The organism is Clostridium intestinale, assembly GCF_035905475.1.
Lineage (GTDB): Bacteria > Bacillota > Clostridia > Clostridiales > Clostridiaceae > Clostridium_T > Clostridium_T intestinale.
The window spans coordinates 3,743,697-3,766,096 of the sequence record NZ_CP121166.1; the positions used below are offsets into that span (position 1 = coordinate 3,743,697).

Here is a 22,400-nt window from a genome sequence, read left to right on the forward strand (position 1 = left end):
AAGCCATCTCTAAAATTTTTTAGAGATGGCTTTTATTAAATTTCAGATTTGGTTTTGTTAGTTGAGAGCATTAAGGTGAATAGTAATCCTACACCAGCTATAACAGCAGCACCTATGAATAGTTTAGCGAAACCGCCATTTAATACACTTTGGAATGTAGATTCTATAGTAGCTCTATTTGCATCTAAAGATGATAGATAACTAGCTTTAATTCCCTCTATAATAGAATCAGATGAAACATTAGGAGGTAAGGTGTTAGCTAAAGATGCTTTAATCATAGGACTTACTTTATCTATCATAGATAGAGCAAAGTTTTTAATTGCATCAAATATTGTAGTTACATCAGCATTTTGTAATGATGATAATGTATCACTTGTCATTCCACCTCCGCTTAAAGCTGATACGGGCATTCCTTCAGGTTGAGGGAGAACCTTCATAAGTTCAGGAGCCATATTTTTGCCTGCATCTGCTATAAAATTAATCAATATGTTTGGAGAAATAGCTACTCCTATAGAACGAATAAGAGAAAGTGTTGCTTGAGCTGAAGAAGTCTCATTTTTAGGAACATAGCTTTGCATTAAATAATTTAAAGGTGTTCCCATATAAAAGCCCATTCCAATTCCTATAAATGCTAAACCAATAAATAGAGTTATTGGAGAGTTTGTTTTGGCTGTTATAAGTGATAAAGTAAGAGTTCCTATAATTGTAGATATAAAGCCTATTATAAGTATAAATTTTGCGGAGTATTTATCTATCAGTTTCCCACCTAAAGGAGCGGATACTCCAGAAAATATAGCCATTAAGGTTACTAAATATCCACCGGAACCAGTTTTTAGTTTAAGAATATTTTCCCCAAATTGAGGAACAAAAACAATACCCATAAGACCAGAACCTACAATGAAACTTATTATTAAAGTTAGTGTTATATTTCTATCTTTAAAGTATTTTAAGTTTATGACTGGATTTTCAGCTCTTTTTTCAACGTATATAAATACAGGTACCAATAAAACAAATATTATTAAAAATGGATAAACAGTAATAGATTTTATAGAATTAATAAAGTCATGGAAGTTTAAGTTAGTTAATGCATACATTAGAGAAAGAATAAGGGCACTAACAACTATGCTTCCTTTTGTATCTAGCTTACTGTCAGGATTTTTTGAACTTTCATCTGTAGTAAGTTTTGATAATATAAGAATAACTACTACTATAGGTACATTGATAAAGAATAAAAATCCCCAATTATCATTACCTACTAGACTTAATAGTCCAGAACCTATAGTAGGACCTAAAGTGGTTGCAATTCCATATATAGCACCAACCATGCCTAGAGCAGAACCTCTTTTTTCAGGAGGAAAAGTCTCACCTATATATGCTGTAGCAATAGGCATAATTCCGCCACCACCTATGGCTTGAATAACTCTAGCTACTAAAAGAAGGGTAAATCCACCATAAAAATCTGAGATACCACAAAGTAAAGAACCTAATCCAAATATTAGTATGCTGATAGTATATATTTTTTTCTTACCATATATATCAGAGAGTTTTCCTGATATAGGCATGGTAACAGCGTAAGCTAAAGTATATATGGTTATCATCCATATAGAACTACTGGCATCAATTCCAAAGGAGTTAGCTATTACTGTTCTAGCTGGAGAAACTATACCAGTATCCATAGCTCCTATGAATATACCTAATAAAAATAATATAAGTGCTAAAGTTTTTTTCTTATTCATTTAATACACTCCTTTTATGAACTGCGTTCACATAAATTTAAAAAATATATTTAGGAGATACTCCTAAATATTTATAGTACTAATAAACTGTAAAATTCCTCAAAAGTAATATATTTGGTTTTAGCCATATTATTAAAGTTATATATTATAAAAGCAGCTAATTTTTTTACTTCTATGCTAGTATTAAGAGTTCCTTTATGCAAAACAAGAATTTCTTCTACAGCTTCATATAATGGTGCCATTGTAGACATATCTTGCTTATAGCTGCAGTTATCAGAGGACATTTCAATAAAAATAGATATATGATCACTTAAAAACCCATCTATACAAAGGTATATTTGAAAAAGTTTATTTTTTAAACTTATATCTGCCTTTACAATAGATTTAACAGAAGAGATTATATTGGCCCAATCTCTTTCAAAAATAGCTATAGCCATTTCCTCTTTATTTTTAAAGTAATTATAAAAAGTTCCTGTACCAATTCCACAGGCTTTAGTTATTTCTCTTATATTTAAATTTTTGTAATTGGAATTAGTTAAGGCTTTTTTTCCTTCATCCAAAATTAATTCTCTTATGTTTTCTATAATCTTTGGCAAATCCTATCCCTCACTTTATATGAACCATGTTCATATTATAGCCCTATGAGAAATTTTTTGCAATAGTATTATATAAAGAAAAAGAGTCAATTAACACGAAATGGTTAATTGACTCTTTTACTGTTTTTAAATTATATAGATACCAAAACAAGGTTTTGGATTATCACTTTATGATAACTTCGGTTTAAGAACTCTTTTTGGTTCTTTAACTTTTGGAGTAAGAGTTCTCTTCATGAAGAATATAGATGTTATCGCAGATATTAAATCTGATAAGGGATAAGCAATCCAAGCTCCCATGGCTCCAAATGAATTAATGAGTATTATTGCTAGCGGAATAAATACTATTATTTGTCTATAAACTGAAAGTAAAAAAGATTTTCCAGATTCCTCTATAGCTTGATAGTAGTAAATGCCAATATAATATATCCCTACTACAGGAAGGATAGATATACATATTCTAAAGGCATTTATGGTTTCTTTTAATAATTCAATTTCTTTAAGGAAAAATCCTATTATAGATGGAGTGAATAACATAAGTACGCTCCATATTGCTAAGGAAAATATAGTTACCCATTTTATAGAAACCTTTAAGGCTTTAAGCATTCTTTCTCTATTTTCTGCACCATAGTTATAAGAAACTATAGGTTGCATAGATGAGCTTACTCCTATTATCGTAACAAACATAAACATAGAAACCTTTGTTATAACTCCTATCATAATTATAGCATTGTCTCCAGCTGTTGATAAAAGTAAGTTATTAAGTACTACTGAAACTACAGCATCTGAAATTTCTATAACAAAAGTTGAAAAACCTATAGTAAATATATCTTTTATTAAACTTCTTGAAAACTCTTTGCTTAATCCAGAAGCAGTAATATCTAGTTTTAAAGTATTCTTTGTTTTATAGAATTTATAACTTATAAATAGGAAAGCTATAAATTGAGATATTATTGTTGCAATAGCTGCACCTTTTACTCCATAGCCAAGCATTGCAACAAATAAGTGATTTATAAATACATTAGCAATAGCACCTAAAGAGTTTGCATAGAGATTTATTCTAGTATCACCTAAAGAGGTCATTATATATCCCATAACTATTGTTAGTCCCTGAAATACTGTTCCTATAAGAATTATAGATATATAGTCTTCAGCAAATGGATATAAATTTTCACTAGCCCCTAATTTAGTTATTATAGGTTGATGAAATACATATATTATTAAAGATAAAATTCCTAAAGATAAAAGTGTCATTATTATACTGTTTATTATTGTTTTTTTTATGCCATTATAATTTTTCTCTCCTAGATTTTTAGCAACAAAGGTAGAAGTTCCAACTGAAATCAACATACCTATGGATGTCATAAATCTTTGTACAGGAAAGGCTATGGTTAATGCTCCTATAGCGTTAGAACCGATGTATCTACCTACATATATAGTATCTACCATGTTATAAAGTTCAACTACTAAGAGAGAAATCATTGCAGGAATAGCAAACTTTAATAAAGTTTTTCCTATTTTACCTTCTGTAAATATTTTATCATTAACTCCCATAGCCCTCACCTCCTTTAACATTATTTAATCTCATAATAATATTATAAGTCAGCGATTCAGTTAATTTGAGTGACTTAAATGAGGTGTTTGAGGTATTAATATGGGCATATAAGAATAACTAATAATGCACAAAAAGCATAAAAAACTTAAAATAAACAACATTAAACCTAGGATTAGTACTTTTTTAAGTTAGTTTATTAGATATTTTGTCTGGTAAATATTAATCGAAAGATATAAATATGGTATAATATTTGAAATAACATTTACCAAACTATAGGAGAGTGATTTTTTTGGATTCAAGTTATACGTTGCAGATAATAGTGCTTATATTTCTACTTTTATTATCTGCGTTTTTTTCAGCATCGGAAACAGCACTTATGTCTTTAAGTAAAATAAGAATAAGGCATATGGTTGAAGATGGGGTTAAGGGAGCTAAATTAATAGAAAAACTTACAGAAGACCCAAACAAACTTCTTGGAAGTATATTGGTTGGAAATAATGTAGTAAATATAGGAGCATCTGCATTAGCTACATCAGTGGCTATGAAGACGTTTGGTGAATCAGGAGTAGGAGTAGCTACTGCAATAATGACTATTTTAATACTTATATTTGGAGAAATAACACCTAAATCAATAGCAAAGCAAAGGTCAGAAGGGGTCGCGTTAAAGGTTTCAAGCAGTGTGAATATAATAGTGAAAATTTTAAGACCCTTTGTAGCAATATTTACATTTATATCTTCTACCGTATTAAAGTTGTTTGGAGGAGATTTAAATAAAGATCAACCATTTATAACTCAAGAAGAGCTAAAAACTATGGTTGATGTAGGTGAAGAGGAAGGCGTTTTAGAAGAAGAAGAAAAGGAAATGATCTTTAATGTGTTTGAATTTGGTGATATTCAAGTTAAAGATGTAATGGTTCAAAGAGTAGATATAGTGGCCTTAGGTTTAGACTCAACCTATGATGATGTTATAGATATAATTAAGGAAGAACAGTTCTCTAGGATTCCTGTTTATAATGATAGTATTGATGATATTATAGGAATAATGTATGTTAAGGATTTAATCCTTTTAAATAATAAAGACAACTTTAAGGTTCAGGATTGTATAAGAGAAGCCTATTATACCTTTGAATTTAAGAAGGTAACAGAGCTATTTAAAGAGATGAAAAAAAGTAGAAATCATATGGCTGTTGTATTAGATGAATATGGTGGAACGGTTGGAATAGTGACTATAGAAGACTTATTAGAAGAAATAGTTGGAGAAATAGAGGATGAGTATGATGAGCTAGAGGAAGAAATTGAAGTTGTTAAAGAGGATGAATATATTGTAGATGGTAGAATAAGATTAGATGATTTAAGTGAGTTAATAGGTGTAAAAATGGAGTCTGAGGAGTTTGATTCTATAGGAGGATTTGTTATAGGTCAACTAGGCAGAATACCAGAACCTAAGGAAGAAGTAAGCTACGAGAACATGAGGTTTGTAGTTGAAGAAATAGATAAAAATAGGATTAAAAAAGTTAGGATATTTACTTAAGAGGAGAGGTTTTCCATTGAGTTATATGAAAGAAGCTATAAAAGAAGCTTATAAGGCTCTGGAGAAGGATGAGGTGCCTGTTGGAGCTATAATAGTAAAAGATGGGCATATTATAGCTAGGGCTCACAATTTAAGAGAAAGCCTAAAGTCTTCTTTAGCCCATGCAGAGGTATTAGCTATAGAAGAGGCGTCTAGATATTTAGGGGACTGGAGATTAAATGGTTGTGAATTATATGTAACCTTAGAGCCTTGTGTTATGTGTGCTGGAGCTATAATTCAAAGTAGAATAAGCAAGTTATTTATAGGAACTTTTGATCCTAAACTAGGGGCATGTGGATCGGTTGCAAATATAGTTAATCATCCACACTTAAGTAGTTTTGTAGAAGTGAATTGGACTTATGATACAAAATGTAGTGAAATATTAAGTAACTTTTTTAAAAATAAACGCAAAAAAAATTGACCATTATGTATTAGTGGTCAATTTTTAATATGCAGCTATTTGATAGTTGTTTAATGGTCCCTGGTATACTATTTCAGCAGAAGGTATTTCTAATAAATCCATAGGTTCTACAAAGTTAAGAGGCTTGTCAAATTTATAGACATTAGTTTCTTTAAGTAAATAAGCAATCATTTCTGAACAAAAGAACTTGTCCCTCGCTTGATATTCCTTGTTAAATAATCTAAAGAATATCCCTATTAAGTTATATTTAACTTGCTTTCTATTAAAATCTTTAAGTATTGAATTCATTTGTGTGTATTGAGTTTCGTCTACAGTTATTTTTATTACTACAGATGGACAATTTGGATAAAATGAAAAAACACCCTTATTTATTTCTTCTTTTTTAAATTCTCCTAAAAACGGGTTTCTAGCATACTTTCTGCACATGCTGTACATATTGCTTAATTCTTCATCAAGAGAAATGGAAGAATGAGTATATTGTTTTTTTGTGTATAAACGTATAGCTCTAGCATAAAATGTACCTGTTGCTGTAAGTACAATATAAATATCTCTCATCGTCTTAATCACCTCATAGTTTTTATCAAGTAATATAATTATATAACATTAAGTCGTATAAGTGTATTTAATAAATCTTAAATTTATATAAAGAATTAATAAAAGTGTTGGAGGTACTGTGATGAATTTGGCATTAGTGGGTTTCGGTGGAGTAGGAAAATCATTTATAAAGCTATTAGTTGATAAAAATGATGAACTTATAGACCAAGGTTTAAATATTAATGTAGTAGCTATATTAAATTCTAAGGGAGGAATTTATAGTAGTGAGGGTATAGATTTACAGGAAGTATGTAGTTTAAATGATTTAAGTGAATATTCATTATGGAATAAGGACTTAGATTATAGAGAGGTGTTGAATTCTAATTGCGTTGATTTAATGGTAGAGTTAACACCAACTAATAAAGAAACTGGAGAACCAGGGTTAAGTCATATAAGATATGCACTTGATAATAGGATAAATGTAGTGACTGGAAATAAGGGACCTATATTATTAGCATATAGTGATTTAAAAGACCGAGCATTAAAGAGTGGGGTGTCTATGGGGCTGGGGTGTACTACAGGAGGAGCTCTACCTTCTTTAAATTCTGGGTTAATAGAATTAGCAGGTTCTAAAATTTTGTCTATAGAAGGGATATTAAATGGTACAAGTAATTTTATATTAGATGAGATGGAAAGTAAGAGTATATCCTTTAATGAGGCCTTAGAATTAGCTAAGGCGTTAGGAATAGCTGAGGCAGATCCATCTTTAGATATAGAAGGGTGGGATACTGCAATTAAAATGACTATAATGGCAAATGTTATTATGAATAAAGATATATCCTTAAAAGATATTAGTGTAAAAGGTATAACCCATCTAAAGAAAGAAGATATAGAAAAAGCAAAGGGAAATGGCTTTAGATACAAGTTAGTAGGACTTATATCTAATATAGATAATAATGTTTCCATAGAGGTCAAACCTAGATTAGTAGAAAAAAATAATGTTTTAGCTTCAATTAATGGTAAAAATAAAGGTTTGAGATTTAAAACAGATACTTTAGGGGAGTTAGTTGTTATGGGTGGGGCGTCTGGAACTATAAATGCAGCTGCTTCTATTTTAAGAGATATTATAAACATACATAAAGGATATAAATATTAATTTAAAATTAGAAAATTTTTACAATAACAAATCACACATATCGAAGGTCCTCCATATTATATTATTGAAACTAATATAGAATCCTATAATTTTAATAAGGAGGATAAAAAATGCAAGATAATTTTGAAGTTAATGGTTTAGCAAGGCAACAAGAAATCATAGATGAATGTATAATAGCTAAAAAAGTATACGGAAAGTGTAAACAAAAAGATTGTTTAAGCACTTTTTCTCCTAACACTTGTTGTGGTTGTTCTAGCCATGAAATCTCTAAACATGGTGATTTAGATCCTATACCTATAACAGCGTTAGCGCTAGCAGCACCAGCTATAAACCCAGCTATTATAGCTGTTCTAGTATCCAATGTTCCTGGGGACTCTTTAGCATTTACTGAACCTGTAACATTATTAATAGTTGATTCAGTAATTACTGGAATTACAACTAGTGTTGTTCAAAGTCCATTCTGTGAAAATGGCTATTGGAATGTAAATATAACTTATAATTTTACTATAACACTAACTGTTACAACTGCTGGAGGAGTAAGTGAAACTTTAATTGCTACAACATCTTTCAGTAAGGTTGCTTATTTATTTGGAGGAGAAACAGGAAATTCAACTATTTATACTTTTGACTCAACAACTGTTCCTCAATTCGTTATAAATCCAGAAGCACCAAATGTATTTGTTCAAGCAATTGTTAATCCATTAGCAGCTACTTTAGTTCCTATAGATGTTGAGGGCGTTCTACAATATGTTCCTAATGCAGTAATAGGATTGTTTACTATAATTAAACTTTATAGAATTGTTAATTTATCAGTATCTTCAGCAGGACCTTGCGAGCTTCCAGATTGTGAAACAATCATTCCTGGAGACCCATGCAAGTATTTTGATACTTTAGATTTTCCAATGGATTGTTTTGATCCACCATCTTCAAATGATTATTTCTGCGGAGAATAAAGGAAGATACTATCAACCCCCTGTAAATTTAAGATATGGGGGTTGATTTACGTAATACAAAGGAGGCTGTTATGAAAATTGCTTATATAGTTGTTTTTTACTCTAATAGTGAGTGCCTACAGCTTTTTAAGATACTAAAGAATAAAGAATTTGATATAAGCATGATTGCAACACCATGCACAATTACAGCTGGTTGCTCTCGTGCAATAGAATTTACTGAGAACGATCTTGATAAAATAATAGAGGAGATTAAGAGCAATTCAATAAGAATTAGAAATGTATATAAAAGAGTGATTAATGGGAAAAGCCTACGTTATGTTCTTGTGAAGATATAGGAGGATATAAATGATATATTTAGATAATGGAGCTACTTCTTTTCCTAAGCCTCGTAGTGTATATGAAGAGATGATAAAGTGTGTAAGGGATTATTGTGCTAATCCAGGAAGAGGTGCTCATGATATGTCTATAAGATGTGATATGGAGATATATGAGTGCAGAGAAAGGATAGCTAAACTTTTTAATATAAATAATCCATTAAATGTGATTTTTACAGCAAATGCTACAGATGGATTAAATATAGCTATACATGGGTTATTAGAAAAAGGAGATCACATTATTACCTCTTACCTTGAGCATAATTCGGTATTAAGACCTGTTAAGCAAAAAGAGAGACAAGGAGTTGAAGTATCTTTATTAAAAGGTGATAAAGATGGACTTCTTTCAGTAGATGAAATAGAAAAAGAAATTAAATCTAATACTAAAGCTATAATAATAAATCACGGTTCAAATGTAATTGGGACAATTCAAGATATAAAAGCTATTGGGGACTTGGCTAGAAGGAATAATATTAAGTTTATAGTTGATGGCGCACAAACTGCCGGAACTATAGAAATAGATATAGATAAGTATAATATAGATCTTTTAGCGGTACCTGGACATAAAGGTTTATTAGGCCCTCAAGGAACAGGAGCTTTGATTATAAATAAAAATGTTGCTTTAAAAGAGCTTAAGTACGGAGGGACAGGAAGTCAATCACATAGCTTAGAGCAACCTCAATTTTTACCTGATAAGTTTGAGAGCGGGACTTTAAATACACCAGGAATTGTAGGTTTAAATAGCGGACTAAAGTTTATTGAAGATGAGGGTATTAACAATATAAGGATAAAAGAAAAAACTCTTGTAGATTTTTTATTAGGTGAATTTGAATCTATGCCTTTTATAGAATGTTATGGGACAAATTCTAAAGATAGCTCAGCTATTATATCAATAAATGTAGAAGGTATGGAAAGCTCTGAAGTAGGAAAATTATTAAATAAAAAAGATATATACGTAAGGACTGGGTATCATTGTGCTCCATTAGTGCATAAAGTTATAGGGACGGAAAAACGGGGAACCGTAAGGATAAGTCCAGGTTACTTTAATACACTTGATGAAATGAAGCAACTATTGATTGAATTGAAAAATATATATATCAATAAATAAATATTAAGGATACTGAAATTTCTAGAATCAGAAACTTCAGTATCCTTCTCTATTCAAAAAATTTTTTTAATATAGAGCCTCTTGAGGTCTTTAAGGTCTCAATTTCGTTTTGCAAAGTTTTTATCTCCAATCTAAGGTTTGATATAGTGGATTCTTTATCTAATAATTGAAGTTTAAGTTTAGATACAGTGTCACTGTTTTCTTGTAATAAGGTAATCCTATCAAAAAGCTCCTTGTTGCTTAAAGTCAAAGAATCTATGACTTTACGCTTATCAGATAACTTCTCTTGTAGGTCAGATACAATACTATTTAAGTTTTTTATTAGGATGTCTTTATCCTTTAGTCTTCTTTCATATTCCTGAACTGTAGAAGAATTTTTTCTTAAGGAATCTTCTTTTAAGGCTCTAATTTCATTATCTTTTGATTCAACAGTTGTCCTAGTTCTCTCTAGTTGAGATATGTCATTTTTTAAATTTGAAATATCTAAATTTAATTTGTTTATTAAGCGTTCTTTTTCAATAAGTTGCCTTTCATAATATAAGGTTGTATCCACTTTTTTTGTTGCGGCACTATATTTAGGTTCATTATTTATAACTCTTGATATTAAAGATAATACTGAATATTTCAATTTATTATTTTCATATAATATAAAAGCAGATGTAAAAGAAACGCTCTCCAAATCACTTTGAACAATATATTTTTCTATTTTGCTTTCTTTAGAATAAGGAATAGTATCTATAGATATTAGATCTCCGCCAACAGATAAAAGATTTAGAAATAACTTATTCTTAAATGTATAGGTTAAGTAAAAGTGGTCTTTTTCATATATAAGATATGAATAATTATTTACATTTTCTGTTGTCTTTAAAGTTTTCCCCTTGAAAACATTATCTATTATAATTCCATATCGCAAGAAAGAATTATAATTGTCCTTTATAGAATAACTAAGAGCTGATAGATTATTTTCTCCTAATATAAATGAATAATCATAAGGAAGAAGAGGGGATTTATCTAAAGTTATGAATGATCCCCAGGCATATTTTGTAGGTGAAAATGCTCTATAACCTATATAGTAGTCTTGAGATTTCTTTATATATAATACAATTAAATCAGTAGAGTTAACAGCAGCTATAAAGGGAAAATCAGTAGTTTTTTGAATTCTATCAATTAAAACTGGTGCGGTTATATACAAATTAGAATCAATTATTCTATGATAAAGGCTTAATGAGCTATTATCGTATCTTGTATATATTAAATTTAACGAGTTATTTAGAGAAATAACTTGAATATACTCCATATCAAAAGAGTAGTTTAATAAGGTATTTTCTCTTATGCCTAAGTCACTATAAGTATAAAACATTAAGGCCTTAGTTGAGGATATAGCTAATATATAGATATATCCATTGTTACTCAAAATAACCGAAAGTAACTTCTGACAGTCTTTTATTAAAGAAACCTCCTCTCCAGAAGAATCTTCTTTCAATATTGTATAACAAATTTCGTTTTTATAGTTTTTATAAAATGTCCATAACTCTTCATTTTTCATGATTAAAAACTCATCTTTTTTATATGAAATCATATTTCCTCCTAAATAATTAATTTCCTTATAAAATATATGATAAGTAATAATGTAATATTTAAAAGAATATAAATATTAAAGTAAATATAGGAAAAATATTTATGTGAGGGCGTAGAATGGCAAAAAAATGCACAGTAGAAATAGTAGGAGGTTTTTTATCCTGGGGTAAAACTTCATTTATTAATGCTTACTTGGAAGAAACTTTGACTAAGGATGAAAAAGTACTTATTATGCAGTGTGAAAAGGGCAACACAGAAATAAGAGATGATTTAAAGTCAGATGATAGAGTTGTTATAAAGGAATTTAGAAGCAACGCCCAAATAGATAAGAGAGTGTTAAATAGAGCTATAAACTTTCATGAACCACATAGAATAATAATAGAAGCAAATGGGGTACAAACTGTAAATAATCTTATAGAAAATGTAGATGAATCAAAAGGAACTTTAGGAGCTTTATTCGTAATTGTAGATGGAAGGATTATTGAAATATTTCTAAAAAGTATGGGAGCTATCATATTATCTTATATTCATAGAGCAAATATGATAATAATAAATAATTGCGGAGATCTTCTCGATGAAAAAAAGAATAAGGTTGAGGATACTATTATGAATCTAAATAAGGATTCATACATATTGATAAGTAAATCAATAGATTCGCTACAAGAAGAAATTAAAAGCAGCAAAATAATAAGTAAGGGAATATACAAAATGATAACAGATTATTTTAAAAATATGTGAATAGGGGGTGGGTAAGAATTAATGGCTTTGAATGATATGTTTAAAAGTTTTTGTGTTTTATTTATTGGAATATTTATAGAAGCTATTCCTTTTATTTTAATAGGTGCTTTAGTAGCAGGTATTATTACCACCTTTTTGACTGAGGAATTAATAAAGAAAGTTCTACCTAAAAACAAGTTAGGAGGAGCCATAGTAGCATCACTATTAGGGCTCTTTTTTCCTCTATGCGAATGTGCCACTGTTCCAGTAACTAGGGGACTTGTAAAAAAAGGTGTTCCTACTAACATAGCAATTACATTTATGCTTGCTGCACCTATAGTAAACCCTGTGGTTATGCTCTCTACATATCAAGCATTTGGTCAAAGTGCCAAGGTTTTGTTATTAAGGGTAGGTATAGGGATTACATTAGCCATAATTATTGGTTTTTTATTAGAGGTTCTAAATAATAACAAATATGTTCTAAAAGAAGGAAATATAAGCTTTACTTGTGACTGTGGATGTGAAGAACTTAAAAAAGAAAAAAGCCTTAAGGTATTAATAAGACATATAGGTGAAGAGTTATACAGCATAGGTAAATATTTAATAATAGGAAGTATATTAGCTTCTTTATTTCAAGTGGTAATACCTAGTGATGTTGTAAATAGACTAGCTGTTAATAAATTATTAGCCGTAATTGTTATGATGGTTTTATCTTACTTATTATCACTTTGTTCTGAGGCTGATGCTTTTGTTGCTAGAAGCTTTTTAACTCAATTTTCATTAGGTCCAGTTATGGCATTTTTAATACTTGGACCAATGTTAGATTTAAAAAATAATTTAATGCTTTTTAGTGGGTTTAAGAAAGGGTTTGTATTTAAACTTATGTTTTTAGTATTTTCTTCATGTTTTATAGTAGGTTGCTTAATATAGGAGGTATGGATGAAGAAATTAAATTTAAATGAATTTATATGGTTTTTGTGTTTGACATTTATTGATTTGTACTTAATATACTTATTAAAAACGGAAGGACTCTACAACTATGTGCATCCTAAAATGTTTTATTACACTGTATTTGCAATAATACTAATAGGAATTATTTCTTTGTTCCAATTAACTAGAGTATTCACAATTCCTTCAAGACAAGGGGTTAAAAAAGGTTATGGTATTTTTTTTATAGCCTTTATCTTGATGATGTATGGAAGAGAAGTAAGTGGAATAGAAGCTACTGAATATAAGGGGGTTACACTAATATTAAACAATCAAGATATACATGAAGATAAAGAAAGTCATGAAAAGATTAATGAGACGGGAATAATAAAATTTGATAAAGAACACTTTTTTTGTTATTTTGAGGAGCTTCAGGAGAATCCTAAAAATTATTTAGGGAGAGAAGTGGATATAAGTGGATTTGTATATAAGGTAGAAAAAGAGAAGGGACTTTTTTATCTAGGTAGAAGTGTACTTAATTGTTGTGTGGCTGATTCTCAGAATCTAGCATTAGTATTTAAGTCTGATGAAGTAAACATGCCAGAAAAAGGACAGTGGCTTCAGGTAAATGGATTTATAAATGTTAATGAAGTAGAGTATAAAGGAAACAAGGTAGCCTTACCAACTATTAAGGTGAAATCAACAAACAGAATTCCAAATGACCAAAATGAATTTTTATATAAAGAAGCTTAAATTAATATTATAGAGGCCCCTTTTGGGGCTTAATTTATTTCCCTGTTATTATGAACCCTCGTTTTTTGTTATACTAGTTTTATTAGAGTTTGTTACTTAGGAGAATAATATGAAACTTGGAAATAAAATAATGTTATTAACTATTGTAGTAATTATGGCGGTTATAGGTGTAATTTCTAACTTCGCCATGAAAATGGTTAGAGATAAAGTAAATGCAAAAAATGAAAATTATCTATTAGATACAGCTGAAGCTGTAGCTTCTGTACCACTTATAGAAGATGAACTTGAGAAGGGTGTTAATAACTTCAAGATTCAGACATTTACAGAAAAACTTAATTTAAAAATGAAGGTTAATTTTATAGTTGTTATTGATATGAATGGAATAAGGTATTCTCATCCATTAAGACAATACATAGGTATGCCTTTTGAAGGTGGAGATGATAAAAGAGTACTTGAAAGTGGAGAAAGTTACATATCAGAGGGTCTAGGGAGAATAGGATATTCAGTAAGGGCTTTTGCTCCAGTTTATAAAGAGGGTATACAAGTAGGTGCTGTATGTGTAGGGATTTTAAAAACTGACTGGAAACAAGAGGCAACATCTTTTATGTACAAATTAATTCCATATATAGGGCTAGCATTTATAATAGGTGTTATTGGTGCATATGCTCTTTCAAATAACATAAAGAAAACTATATTTGGATTAGAGCCTAAGGAAATAGCTCTGTTAGTTGAGGAAAGAAAAGCAGTAATAGATAATACAAACGATGGTCTAATAGCAATAAACACTAAAGGTGAGATAACCGTTTTAAATAAAAAGGCAAAGGAAATTTTAAATATAGATGATAAAGAATACATTTATCCAATCATATTAAATAATTTAAAAGAAGTGCTTGAAACTGGAGAAGAGTATTATAATAGAACTGAAAAATTATCTGATGATACTATAATATTAAGTAATTATAAAGGTATCACAGGTAACGAGGGAAATATAATAGGTGCTTTAGTTAATTTCCAAGATAGATCATTAGTAACAAAAATGGCAGAAGAGCTTACAGGGATAAAGTTATTAACTTGGGATTTAAGAGCACAAAACCATGAATTTATGAACAAACTACATACTATTGCTGGATTAATTCAATTAGAGAGATATGATAAAGCTTTAAAATATATTTTTGATGTATCTGAGATGGGAAATAAGGTAGTGGAATCTCTCAAGAAAATAGAAGATGTGTCAATACAAGGTCTGATCTTAGCTAAGTACCATAAAGCTCAGGAAGCAAAAATAAAATTTATAATAGAAGAGGGCTGTAATCTGAAAAAAGAGCGTGAGAAGGTAGGAACTCATGATTTACTCACCATAATAGGAAATCTTTTAGATAATTCTATAGATGTATTAAAAGATAAAGAAAATGGAGAAATGTCTATATTTATATCTGAGGAAGATGATATTATGATACAAGTAAGAAATAATGGTGAGCCGATAAAGGAAGAAATAGGAATTAATTTATTTGATAGAGGATTTACAACTAAAAAAGGTGATAGAGGATATGGTCTATATAATGTAAAAGAGATACTTGATTCTTTAGGTGGAGAAATAAGCTTTACCAGCGGAAAAATAACAGAATGGAAAGTTAGAATATAAGAGGGGATGATTATTTGATAAAGGTTATTATTGTAGAAGATGATCCTATGGTTAGAGAGATAAACAAAGAGTTTTTAGGTAAAATTGATGGCTTTAATGTAATCTATGAATGTTCAAGAATTAAAGAAGCTCAAGAGTTTTTATTAGAAAATAGTGTAGACTTAATCTTGTTAGATGTTTTTTTACCAAATGGGAATGGAATTGATTTATTAAAATGGGTAAGGAAAAATGATATTAATTGTGATGCTATATTAATAACAGCAGAAAAAGGCGTTCAAAGTGTAGATGAATCCTTTAGATATGGAGCAGTTGATTATTTAGTTAAGCCATTTTCTAAAGATAGATTTAATGAGGCATTGATAAAATATAAAAATAGACATGATAAGATGAGTTCTTTAGTTGATTTAAAGCAAGAGCATATTGATAAATACATAGTTAACAGTGAAAATTCTAATGTAAGTAAAAAAGAAACTGTAAAAGGGTTAAGTTTAGTAACTTATAATGAGATATGGAGAACAATAAATAATAATCCAACTAAGGAGGTTACGGCTGATAGCTTAGCTGATGAGGTGGGATTAGCTAGAGTTACAGTAAGAAGATATTTAGAGTATATGGTTGAGGAAGGAAAAATGGAATTAACCTTAGAATATGGAAAAGTAGGAAGACCAAATAATTACTATAGATTAAAAAAGTAGCGGAAGCTACTTTTTTTCTTATATATGTGAATAAAATAACATAGAAAAACTAGTTTTCTCAATAAAAAATTAAATGAAATCGGTTAACCAGTAAAAAACTGTGAACAAAAAGACCAAAATAAACAATAAGAGCAGAATGTTGTTTGTTTATTAATTAACAAATATACTCTAGGTGTAGAAAAAAACTTTTACAGGGGGATACAATAATGAAGAAAAAGATTTTAGCGGTAATGATGGTTTTGACAATTGCTATACCAGTTTTAGCGTTAACTGGATGTAAAAAAACTGAAAGTGCTGATGTAGTAGTAATAGGTGCTGGCGGAGCAGGGCTTTCAGCAGCTGTACAAGCTAAACAAGATGGTGCCAAAAATGTTGTAGTTTTAGAAAAGATGCCTATGGTTGGAGGAAATACTAACAGAGCTACAGGTGGATTAAATGCAGCAGAAACTGAGCAACAAAAAGAAAAAGGAATAAAAGATAGCATAGAAACTATGTATGAAGATACAATGAAGGGTGGATATAACAAAAATAACCCAGATTTAGTTAGAAAATTAGCAAACGAAGCTAAAGATTCTGTTGCATGGTTAACTAAGTTAGGAGCTGACTTAAGTGACGTTGGAAGAATGGCGGGAGCAACTAACTATAGAACACATAGACCTACAGGTGGTGCAGCAGCAGGAGCAAGCATAGTAAAAACATTAAAAGAAGCAGCGGATAAAGAAAAAGTTGATATAAGATTATGGAATAAAGCTACAGAGATAGTATTAGATAAAGATGGAAAAGTATCTGGAGTTAAAGCTACAGATAAAGAAGGCAAAGATTATACAATAAATACAAAGGCGGTTATACTTACAGCTGGTGGTTTTGGAGCAAATGAAGAAATGATTGTATCGTATAATGCGAACTTAAAAGGATTTGCAACTACTAACCATAGTGGTGCTACAGGAGATGGTATAAAATTAGCTGAAGCAATAAATGTAGATTTTGTTGACATGGCAGAAATTCAAACTCATCCAACAGTTGTACCGGATAAAGCAGTAATGGTAACAGAAGCAGTAAGAGGTAATGGAGCTATACTTATAAATAAAGATGGTAAAAGATTCTGTAATGAGTTAGAAACTAGAGATGTAGTTTCAGCTGCAATACTAGAGCAAAAAGATAAATTAGCATATTTATTCTTTGAAGATGGATTAAAAGAAAGTTTAAAGGCTACAGAAGAATATTTTAATATGGGACTAGTTATAGAAGCAGATAATTTAGAAGAATTAGCAAAGAAAATAGAAGTAAACCCAGCAGCATTAACTGAAAGTGTTAATAAATACAATACAGGTGTTGAATCTAAAAATGATGAGTTTAAGAGACCAGACCTTCCAAGACAGTTAAACAAAGGGAAAGTATATGCAATTCCTGTTACTCCAGCAGTTCACCACACAATGGGTGGAGTTAAAATAAACACAAATGCAGAAGTTATAAATAAAGATGGAAATACAATCCCAGGATTATATGCAGCAGGAGAAGTTACAGGTGGAGTTCACGGTGGAAATAGATTAGGTGGTAACGCATTAGCAGATATAGTTACTTATGGAAGAACAGCAGGAAAAAATGCAGTAACATTTATAAAATAATTTATAATTTGGAGGATTCATATAGTGAAAAAGTTAATGAGATTAATGAGCATATTAATGGTTTTAAGTGTTTTGTTTGTTGCATGTAGCAGCGGCAAATATAAAGATGGAACATATACAGGAGAAGGAAAAGGAGCTTCAAGTAATATAAAAGTTGAAGTAACTGTAAAAAGCGGTAAGATAGATAATATAGAAGTTCTTGAGCATAAAGAAACTGAGACAATTATAGATGGTGTTAAAAATGAATTAATACCAAATATAATAAAAAAACAAAGCACTGAAGATGTAGAAGCTGTTAGTGGAGCATCGTCTTCATCTCATGGAGTGTTAGAAGCAGTTAACCAAGCTCTAGAAGGAGCTAAAAAATAGAATCCCTTAAAGAACCGTTACAATTAAATTTGTAGCGGTTTTTATTTTGTAGGAGAAGATAAAAAGATAAGAATATAAGAATATATCTTCTTATAAATATATATTGTTAAGAAGATATAGTGTTTATGCTCCTTAGAGAGCCATGGATATAAAATAGAATAAATATAAAACGGTATTAATTTCTATCATTATAGAATACACTTCAAATTCTTCATATAAATTCTATAAAAATGTGGTATCATAGAAAATATAAAAAAAAGTATGGAGGAGAAAGACATGAATCCAGTTGCGTTTGATTTATTTGGAATAGAATTTAGATGGTATGGAATTCTTATTTCTTTAGGGATTATACTTGCATTTTTATTAGCGTATATAAATGCGCCTAAAAGAAAAATAGATTTTGAGAAATTAATTGATATATTTATAGTAGCATTTCCACTAGCGATAGTGGGAGCAAGAGCTTATTATGTTATATTTGAATTAGATTATTATAGAAATAATTTATCTGAAATTATAAATATAAGACAAGGTGGCTTAGCAATACATGGAGGTCTTATTGGAGCTATGCTTGGAGCTTTTATATATACGAGATGGAAGAAGATATCTATGTTAGATTATGCAGATTTAGCAGCACCATCAATAATACTAGCTCAAGCATTAGGTAGATGGGGAAACTTTTTTAATTCTGAAGCGCATGGTGGAAAAGTATCAGAAGAATTTATAAGTAAATTTCCAGAGTTTATTCAAAAAGGAATGTATATAAATGGATCTTATTATAATCCAACATTCTTATATGAATCTATTTGGAATGTTCTTGTGTGTATATTTTTAGTGTGGATATATAGAACATATAGAGGAGATCTTAAGGGAAGATTGTTCTTTGCTTACTTTGCATTATATTCATTAGGAAGAGTGTTTATTGAGGGCTTAAGGACAGACAGCTTATACTTTATGGGAATAAGAGTAGCCCAATTAGTAAGTGTTATAGGTATAATAGTTGGAGTTATATATATAGCAGCTGTAACTTTTAGAGAAAGAAATAAAGCTTAAGATATATGGGAATAGTTATTGATAGCTATTCCCATATAGTTTTCAATAAGTGAAAACTTACCACAGGTCTATTTTAGTATAATGCCTTGACTCAATACTTTTAAATTGTTATAATGGAATACGTGTCAGGAAATTAGGTGATAACCTAATATACCTAGAGGAAATGCACTGATATGGAGAGATGTCTGAGCGGTTGAAGGAGCTCGCCTGGAAAGCGGGTGTAGGGGAAACTCTACCGGGGGTTCGAATCCCCCTCTCTCCGCCATATACCGTGCTAGATGGGGAGTTAGCGGTGCCCTGTAACCTGCAATCCGCTATAGCAGGATTGAATTCCTCGCCTAGGCTTTAATTTGTGGAGTCTGCCCTAAGCAAGTAGTGTTGAGGATTGGGTCCCACGCAACGGAAGCTCATGAACCTCGTCAGGTCCGGAAGGAAGCAGCGATAAGTGAATCCTTCCGTGTGCCGTGGATTAACCTGGTCTGAGCTAACTACTTAGGTAACGTTCATAGATTACTGTCGAAGTGAGGTGCACGGTGTTATATTGTATATTAACCTTTAAGAGAAATCTTAAAGGTTTTTTTCATTTTAAAGGAAGATTAAAAAAAGAATATACTATAAAAAAGTTATCAACAACATATTGTGGACAATGTGGATAACCTATACTATATGTAGAAATTTCGACGGCGTGCGGCTGGAAAACAAGAAAAAATATGTAAAAAAATATCACAAAAGAAAATTTGGTAGAATTTACATTAATAAAACGCCTTAATAAAGTAAAAAATACTTTAGAAAAAAGGAGGGCTTATATAATGAAAAAATTATTAAGAATACTTTTAGCAGCTATGCTGATTTTAGGAATAGTTATGGTTCCAGTAAAGGCTAAAGATGATAAAGTTGTAGGAAATACATACCCATTTCAGTTGCCAGCATTAAAATATGCATACAATGCACTAGAGCCATATATAGATGAAGCCACAATGAGAATACATCATGACAAACATCATCAAGCTTATATTGATAACTTAAACAAGGCATTAGAAAAATATCCAGAGCTTCAAGATAAAACTTTAGAATACTTATTATCTAATTTAGAAAAATTACCTAAGGAAATTAAAGAACAAATTAGAAATAATGCAGGTGGACATTATAATCATACATTCTTTTGGGAAATAATAGGGCCTAATAAAGGTGGAGAAGCAAAAGGGGAACTAAAAACTGCTATAGATAAAACTTTTGGTTCATTTGATAAGTTTAAAGAGGAATTTAAAAAAGAGGCGTTAGGTAGATTTGGATCTGGTTGGGCATGGTTAGTTAAAGATGATAAAGGAAATCTTAAGATAGTATCTACTCCAAATCAAGACGGACCAGTAGAATTAGGAGTAAAGCCTATAATAGCTATAGATGTATGGGAACATGCATATTATCTGAAGTATCAAAATAAAAGGGCTGAATACATAGATAATTGGTGGAATGTTGTAAATTGGGATAAAGCTGAAGAGCTATATAAAGCTAGATAGATTTTTATAAAAGGGAGATATCTTATCTCCCTTTTATTATGGATAAAATTAATATTTACTAAAGCTTATTAGAAAATGTATAATTATAAATAAACTAAAAGGGGGGAGGAAGTAAAGTGAAAGTAAAAAAGAGAGTTAATTATGTAGTAAATGGATTATTTATGATTTTAGGATGTGTTTTAGTATCAATAGGATTAGAGATATTTTTGGTTCCCAATGGGCTTGTAGATGGGGGCGTCGTAGGAATGTCAATTATGGCAAGTCATGTATCAGGGCTTCCTCTAGGACTATTTACATTTTTGTTTAATGTTCCATTTTTTATACTGGGATATAAACATATAGGAAAGACTTTTACTATATGTACTTTATTTTCAGTAATTTGCTTATCTATAGGAGTAAGTGTATTACATCCTGTACCAGGAATAACCCATGATATATTATTAGCAGCGGTTTTTGGTGGTGTAATAATGGGGGCAGGAGTAGGACTTATAATAAGAAATGGCGGTTCTTTAGATGGTACAGAAATAGTAGCTATTATCTTAGATAAGAGGGTTAGTTTTTCTATAGGTGAGATTGTCATGTTTTTTAACCTTTTTATATTAGGAATATCTTCCCTAATATTTGGATGGGATAAGGCAATGTACTCATTATTAGCATATTTCATAGCATTTAAGGTAATAGATATTGTTGTAGAAGGATTAGATGAAGCTAAAGCTGTAATGATTATATCAGAACAGTATGATGACATAACAAGTGCAATAATGGACAGGCTGGGAAGAGGGCTTACATTATTAGATGGAAAAGGTGCATATAAAGGTTTAGAAACTAATGTTATATATGTAATAGTCTCTAGACTTGAGATAACTAAATTAAAATCTATAGTTTTAGGGTTTGATGAAAATGCCTTAATAACCATAGGAAATGTTGAGGTAACGGGTAAGAGATATAAAAAGAGAGCTATACATTAATAAAAAGAGAGTATTAGAAATTTTCTAATGCTCTCTTTTTATTATATTTGTATACTGATATTTTAAATTGTTTTCTTCTTGTACAGGACTCTCATAAGTCTTTTCCCACTTAGAGTAGTCTATTTCTGGAAAGAAAGTATCACCATTAAAATTTTTATAAACTTTGGTTAAATAAATCTTTTCAACATATGGGAAGAACGAAGCGTAAATTTCTCCGCCACCAATTATAAAAACCTCTTCAGGATTATTAGAGTATTTTTCTAAAATAGTTTCTAATGAATTAATAACAGTCACGTTTTTATCATCTATACTAAAATTTTTATCTCTAGTTATAACTATATGATGTCTGTTAGGAAGAACTTTTGGTAGAGAAAGAAATGTTTTTCTTCCCATAACGATAGTATTACCATCAGTTATTTCTTTAAATCTTTTTAGATCCCCTGGCAATCTCCATAGGAGATTGTTATCTTTACCAATAGAATTATTTTCAGCTACAGCTACTATTATTGAAAGCATAAGAACATCCTCCTTTATCTAGTAATTATATAATAAAATGGCG

At 30.2% G+C, this 22,400-nt stretch carries 22 protein-coding genes, 1 tRNA gene and 1 other RNA gene; 18 read left to right on the forward strand and 6 right to left on the reverse strand.

Features of this window, described 5'->3' with window-relative positions; all coding sequences use genetic code 11:
• Positions 1-35 precede the first annotated feature (35 nt).
• The 3 genes from P8F83_RS19105 to P8F83_RS19115 all read right to left on the reverse strand — a co-directional run bounded on the left by P8F83_RS19105 (position 36) and on the right by P8F83_RS19115 (position 3,883).
• Positions 36-1,736 (reverse strand): MFS transporter, encoded by a 1,701-nt coding sequence (locus P8F83_RS19105; RefSeq protein WP_326512292.1) that lies wholly within the window; start codon positions 1,734-1,736, stop codon positions 36-38.
• A 71-nt stretch (positions 1,737-1,807) separates the two neighbouring features.
• Positions 1,808-2,332, reverse strand: coding sequence for a TetR/AcrR family transcriptional regulator (locus tag P8F83_RS19110; RefSeq protein WP_326512293.1), 525 nt, complete (start codon positions 2,330-2,332; stop codon positions 1,808-1,810).
• Positions 2,333-2,500: 168 nt separating this feature from the next.
• Complete coding sequence (locus P8F83_RS19115) at positions 2,501-3,883, reverse strand: MATE family efflux transporter (RefSeq protein WP_326512294.1); 1,383 nt, start codon at positions 3,881-3,883, stop codon at positions 2,501-2,503.
• Positions 3,884-4,173: 290 nt separating this feature from the next.
• On the opposite strand from P8F83_RS19115, the gene P8F83_RS19120 reads away from it, so the two are divergent.
• Both P8F83_RS19120 and P8F83_RS19125 read left to right on the forward strand, forming a co-directional pair.
• Positions 4,174-5,415, forward strand: a complete 1,242-nt coding sequence (locus P8F83_RS19120) for an HlyC/CorC family transporter (protein ID WP_073021687.1) — start codon at positions 4,174-4,176, stop codon at positions 5,413-5,415.
• Between the two features lie 25 nt (positions 5,416-5,440).
• Positions 5,441-5,875, forward strand: coding sequence for a nucleoside deaminase (locus P8F83_RS19125; protein ID WP_326514862.1), 435 nt, complete (start codon positions 5,441-5,443; stop codon positions 5,873-5,875).
• A gap of 24 nt (positions 5,876-5,899) precedes the next feature.
• Here P8F83_RS19125 and P8F83_RS19130 read toward each other — a convergent pair whose 3' ends face one another.
• Positions 5,900-6,430: a hypothetical protein gene (locus P8F83_RS19130; protein ID WP_326512295.1), complete on the reverse strand. Its 531-nt coding sequence runs from the start codon at positions 6,428-6,430 to the stop codon at positions 5,900-5,902.
• Between the two features lie 121 nt (positions 6,431-6,551).
• Between P8F83_RS19130 and P8F83_RS19135 the strand changes: the two genes are divergently transcribed.
• From P8F83_RS19135 to P8F83_RS19150, 4 genes are all read left to right on the forward strand, one after another.
• A complete protein-coding gene (locus P8F83_RS19135) occupies positions 6,552-7,565 on the forward strand; it encodes a homoserine dehydrogenase (protein WP_326512296.1) in 1,014 nt (337 codons plus the stop codon).
• A gap of 110 nt (positions 7,566-7,675) precedes the next feature.
• Positions 7,676-8,518 (forward strand): hypothetical protein, encoded by an 843-nt coding sequence (locus P8F83_RS19140; protein ID WP_073021679.1) that lies wholly within the window; start codon positions 7,676-7,678, stop codon positions 8,516-8,518.
• 71 nt (positions 8,519-8,589) lie between these two features.
• Complete coding sequence (locus tag P8F83_RS19145) at positions 8,590-8,853, forward strand: putative Se/S carrier protein (RefSeq protein WP_326512297.1); 264 nt, start codon at positions 8,590-8,592, stop codon at positions 8,851-8,853.
• Positions 8,854-8,863: 10 nt separating this feature from the next.
• Positions 8,864-10,000, forward strand: coding sequence for an aminotransferase class V-fold PLP-dependent enzyme (locus tag P8F83_RS19150; RefSeq protein ID WP_326512298.1), 1,137 nt, complete (start codon positions 8,864-8,866; stop codon positions 9,998-10,000).
• A 49-nt stretch (positions 10,001-10,049) separates the two neighbouring features.
• On the opposite strand, the gene P8F83_RS19155 is transcribed toward P8F83_RS19150, so the two are convergent.
• Positions 10,050-11,579 (reverse strand): hypothetical protein, encoded by a 1,530-nt coding sequence (locus tag P8F83_RS19155; protein ID WP_326512299.1) that lies wholly within the window; start codon positions 11,577-11,579, stop codon positions 10,050-10,052.
• A 116-nt stretch (positions 11,580-11,695) separates the two neighbouring features.
• Between P8F83_RS19155 and P8F83_RS19160 the strand changes: the two genes are divergently transcribed.
• The 12 genes from P8F83_RS19160 (at position 11,696) to P8F83_RS19215 (ending at position 21,841) form a co-directional block, all read left to right on the forward strand.
• A complete protein-coding gene (locus P8F83_RS19160; protein ID WP_238905234.1) occupies positions 11,696-12,316 on the forward strand; it encodes a GTP-binding protein in 621 nt (206 codons plus the stop codon).
• Positions 12,317-12,337: 21 nt separating this feature from the next.
• Positions 12,338-13,225: a permease gene (locus P8F83_RS19165; protein WP_326512300.1), complete on the forward strand. Its 888-nt coding sequence runs from the start codon at positions 12,338-12,340 to the stop codon at positions 13,223-13,225.
• Between the two features lie 9 nt (positions 13,226-13,234).
• Positions 13,235-13,975, forward strand: a complete 741-nt coding sequence (locus P8F83_RS19170; protein ID WP_326512301.1) for a TIGR03943 family putative permease subunit — start codon at positions 13,235-13,237, stop codon at positions 13,973-13,975.
• A 109-nt stretch (positions 13,976-14,084) separates the two neighbouring features.
• Entirely contained in the window at positions 14,085-15,617 is a 1,533-nt protein-coding gene (locus P8F83_RS19175) for a sensor histidine kinase (RefSeq protein WP_326512302.1), read from the forward strand.
• Positions 15,618-15,631: 14 nt separating this feature from the next.
• Positions 15,632-16,312 carry a response regulator gene (locus tag P8F83_RS19180; protein WP_326512303.1) on the forward strand — a complete coding sequence of 227 codons (681 nt, stop codon included), beginning with the start codon at positions 15,632-15,634 and terminating at the stop codon, positions 16,310-16,312.
• 206 nt (positions 16,313-16,518) lie between these two features.
• Positions 16,519-17,937 carry a flavocytochrome c gene (locus tag P8F83_RS19185; RefSeq protein ID WP_326512304.1) on the forward strand — a complete coding sequence of 473 codons (1,419 nt, stop codon included), beginning with the start codon at positions 16,519-16,521 and terminating at the stop codon, positions 17,935-17,937.
• Positions 17,938-17,961: 24 nt separating this feature from the next.
• Positions 17,962-18,306: an FMN-binding protein gene (locus tag P8F83_RS19190; RefSeq protein WP_021803915.1), complete on the forward strand. Its 345-nt coding sequence runs from the start codon at positions 17,962-17,964 to the stop codon at positions 18,304-18,306.
• A gap of 276 nt (positions 18,307-18,582) precedes the next feature.
• Positions 18,583-19,356: a prolipoprotein diacylglyceryl transferase gene (gene lgt, locus P8F83_RS19195; RefSeq protein ID WP_021803914.1), complete on the forward strand. Its 774-nt coding sequence runs from the start codon at positions 18,583-18,585 to the stop codon at positions 19,354-19,356.
• A gap of 175 nt (positions 19,357-19,531) precedes the next feature.
• Positions 19,532-19,621, forward strand: a tRNA-Ser gene (locus tag P8F83_RS19200).
• Positions 19,622-19,625: 4 nt separating this feature from the next.
• Positions 19,626-19,890: signal recognition particle sRNA large type (gene ffs / locus P8F83_RS19205), an RNA gene on the forward strand.
• Between the two features lie 275 nt (positions 19,891-20,165).
• A complete protein-coding gene (locus tag P8F83_RS19210) occupies positions 20,166-20,873 on the forward strand; it encodes a superoxide dismutase (protein ID WP_474198366.1) in 708 nt (235 codons plus the stop codon).
• A gap of 161 nt (positions 20,874-21,034) precedes the next feature.
• Complete coding sequence (locus tag P8F83_RS19215; RefSeq protein WP_326514864.1) at positions 21,035-21,841, forward strand: YitT family protein; 807 nt, start codon at positions 21,035-21,037, stop codon at positions 21,839-21,841.
• A gap of 24 nt (positions 21,842-21,865) precedes the next feature.
• Here P8F83_RS19215 and P8F83_RS19220 read toward each other — a convergent pair whose 3' ends face one another.
• The gene (locus P8F83_RS19220; RefSeq protein ID WP_326512305.1) at positions 21,866-22,357 is read right to left on the reverse strand and encodes a dihydrofolate reductase; all 492 of its coding nucleotides are present in this window, start codon (positions 22,355-22,357) and stop codon (positions 21,866-21,868) included.
• Positions 22,358-22,400: the final 43 nt, after the last annotated feature.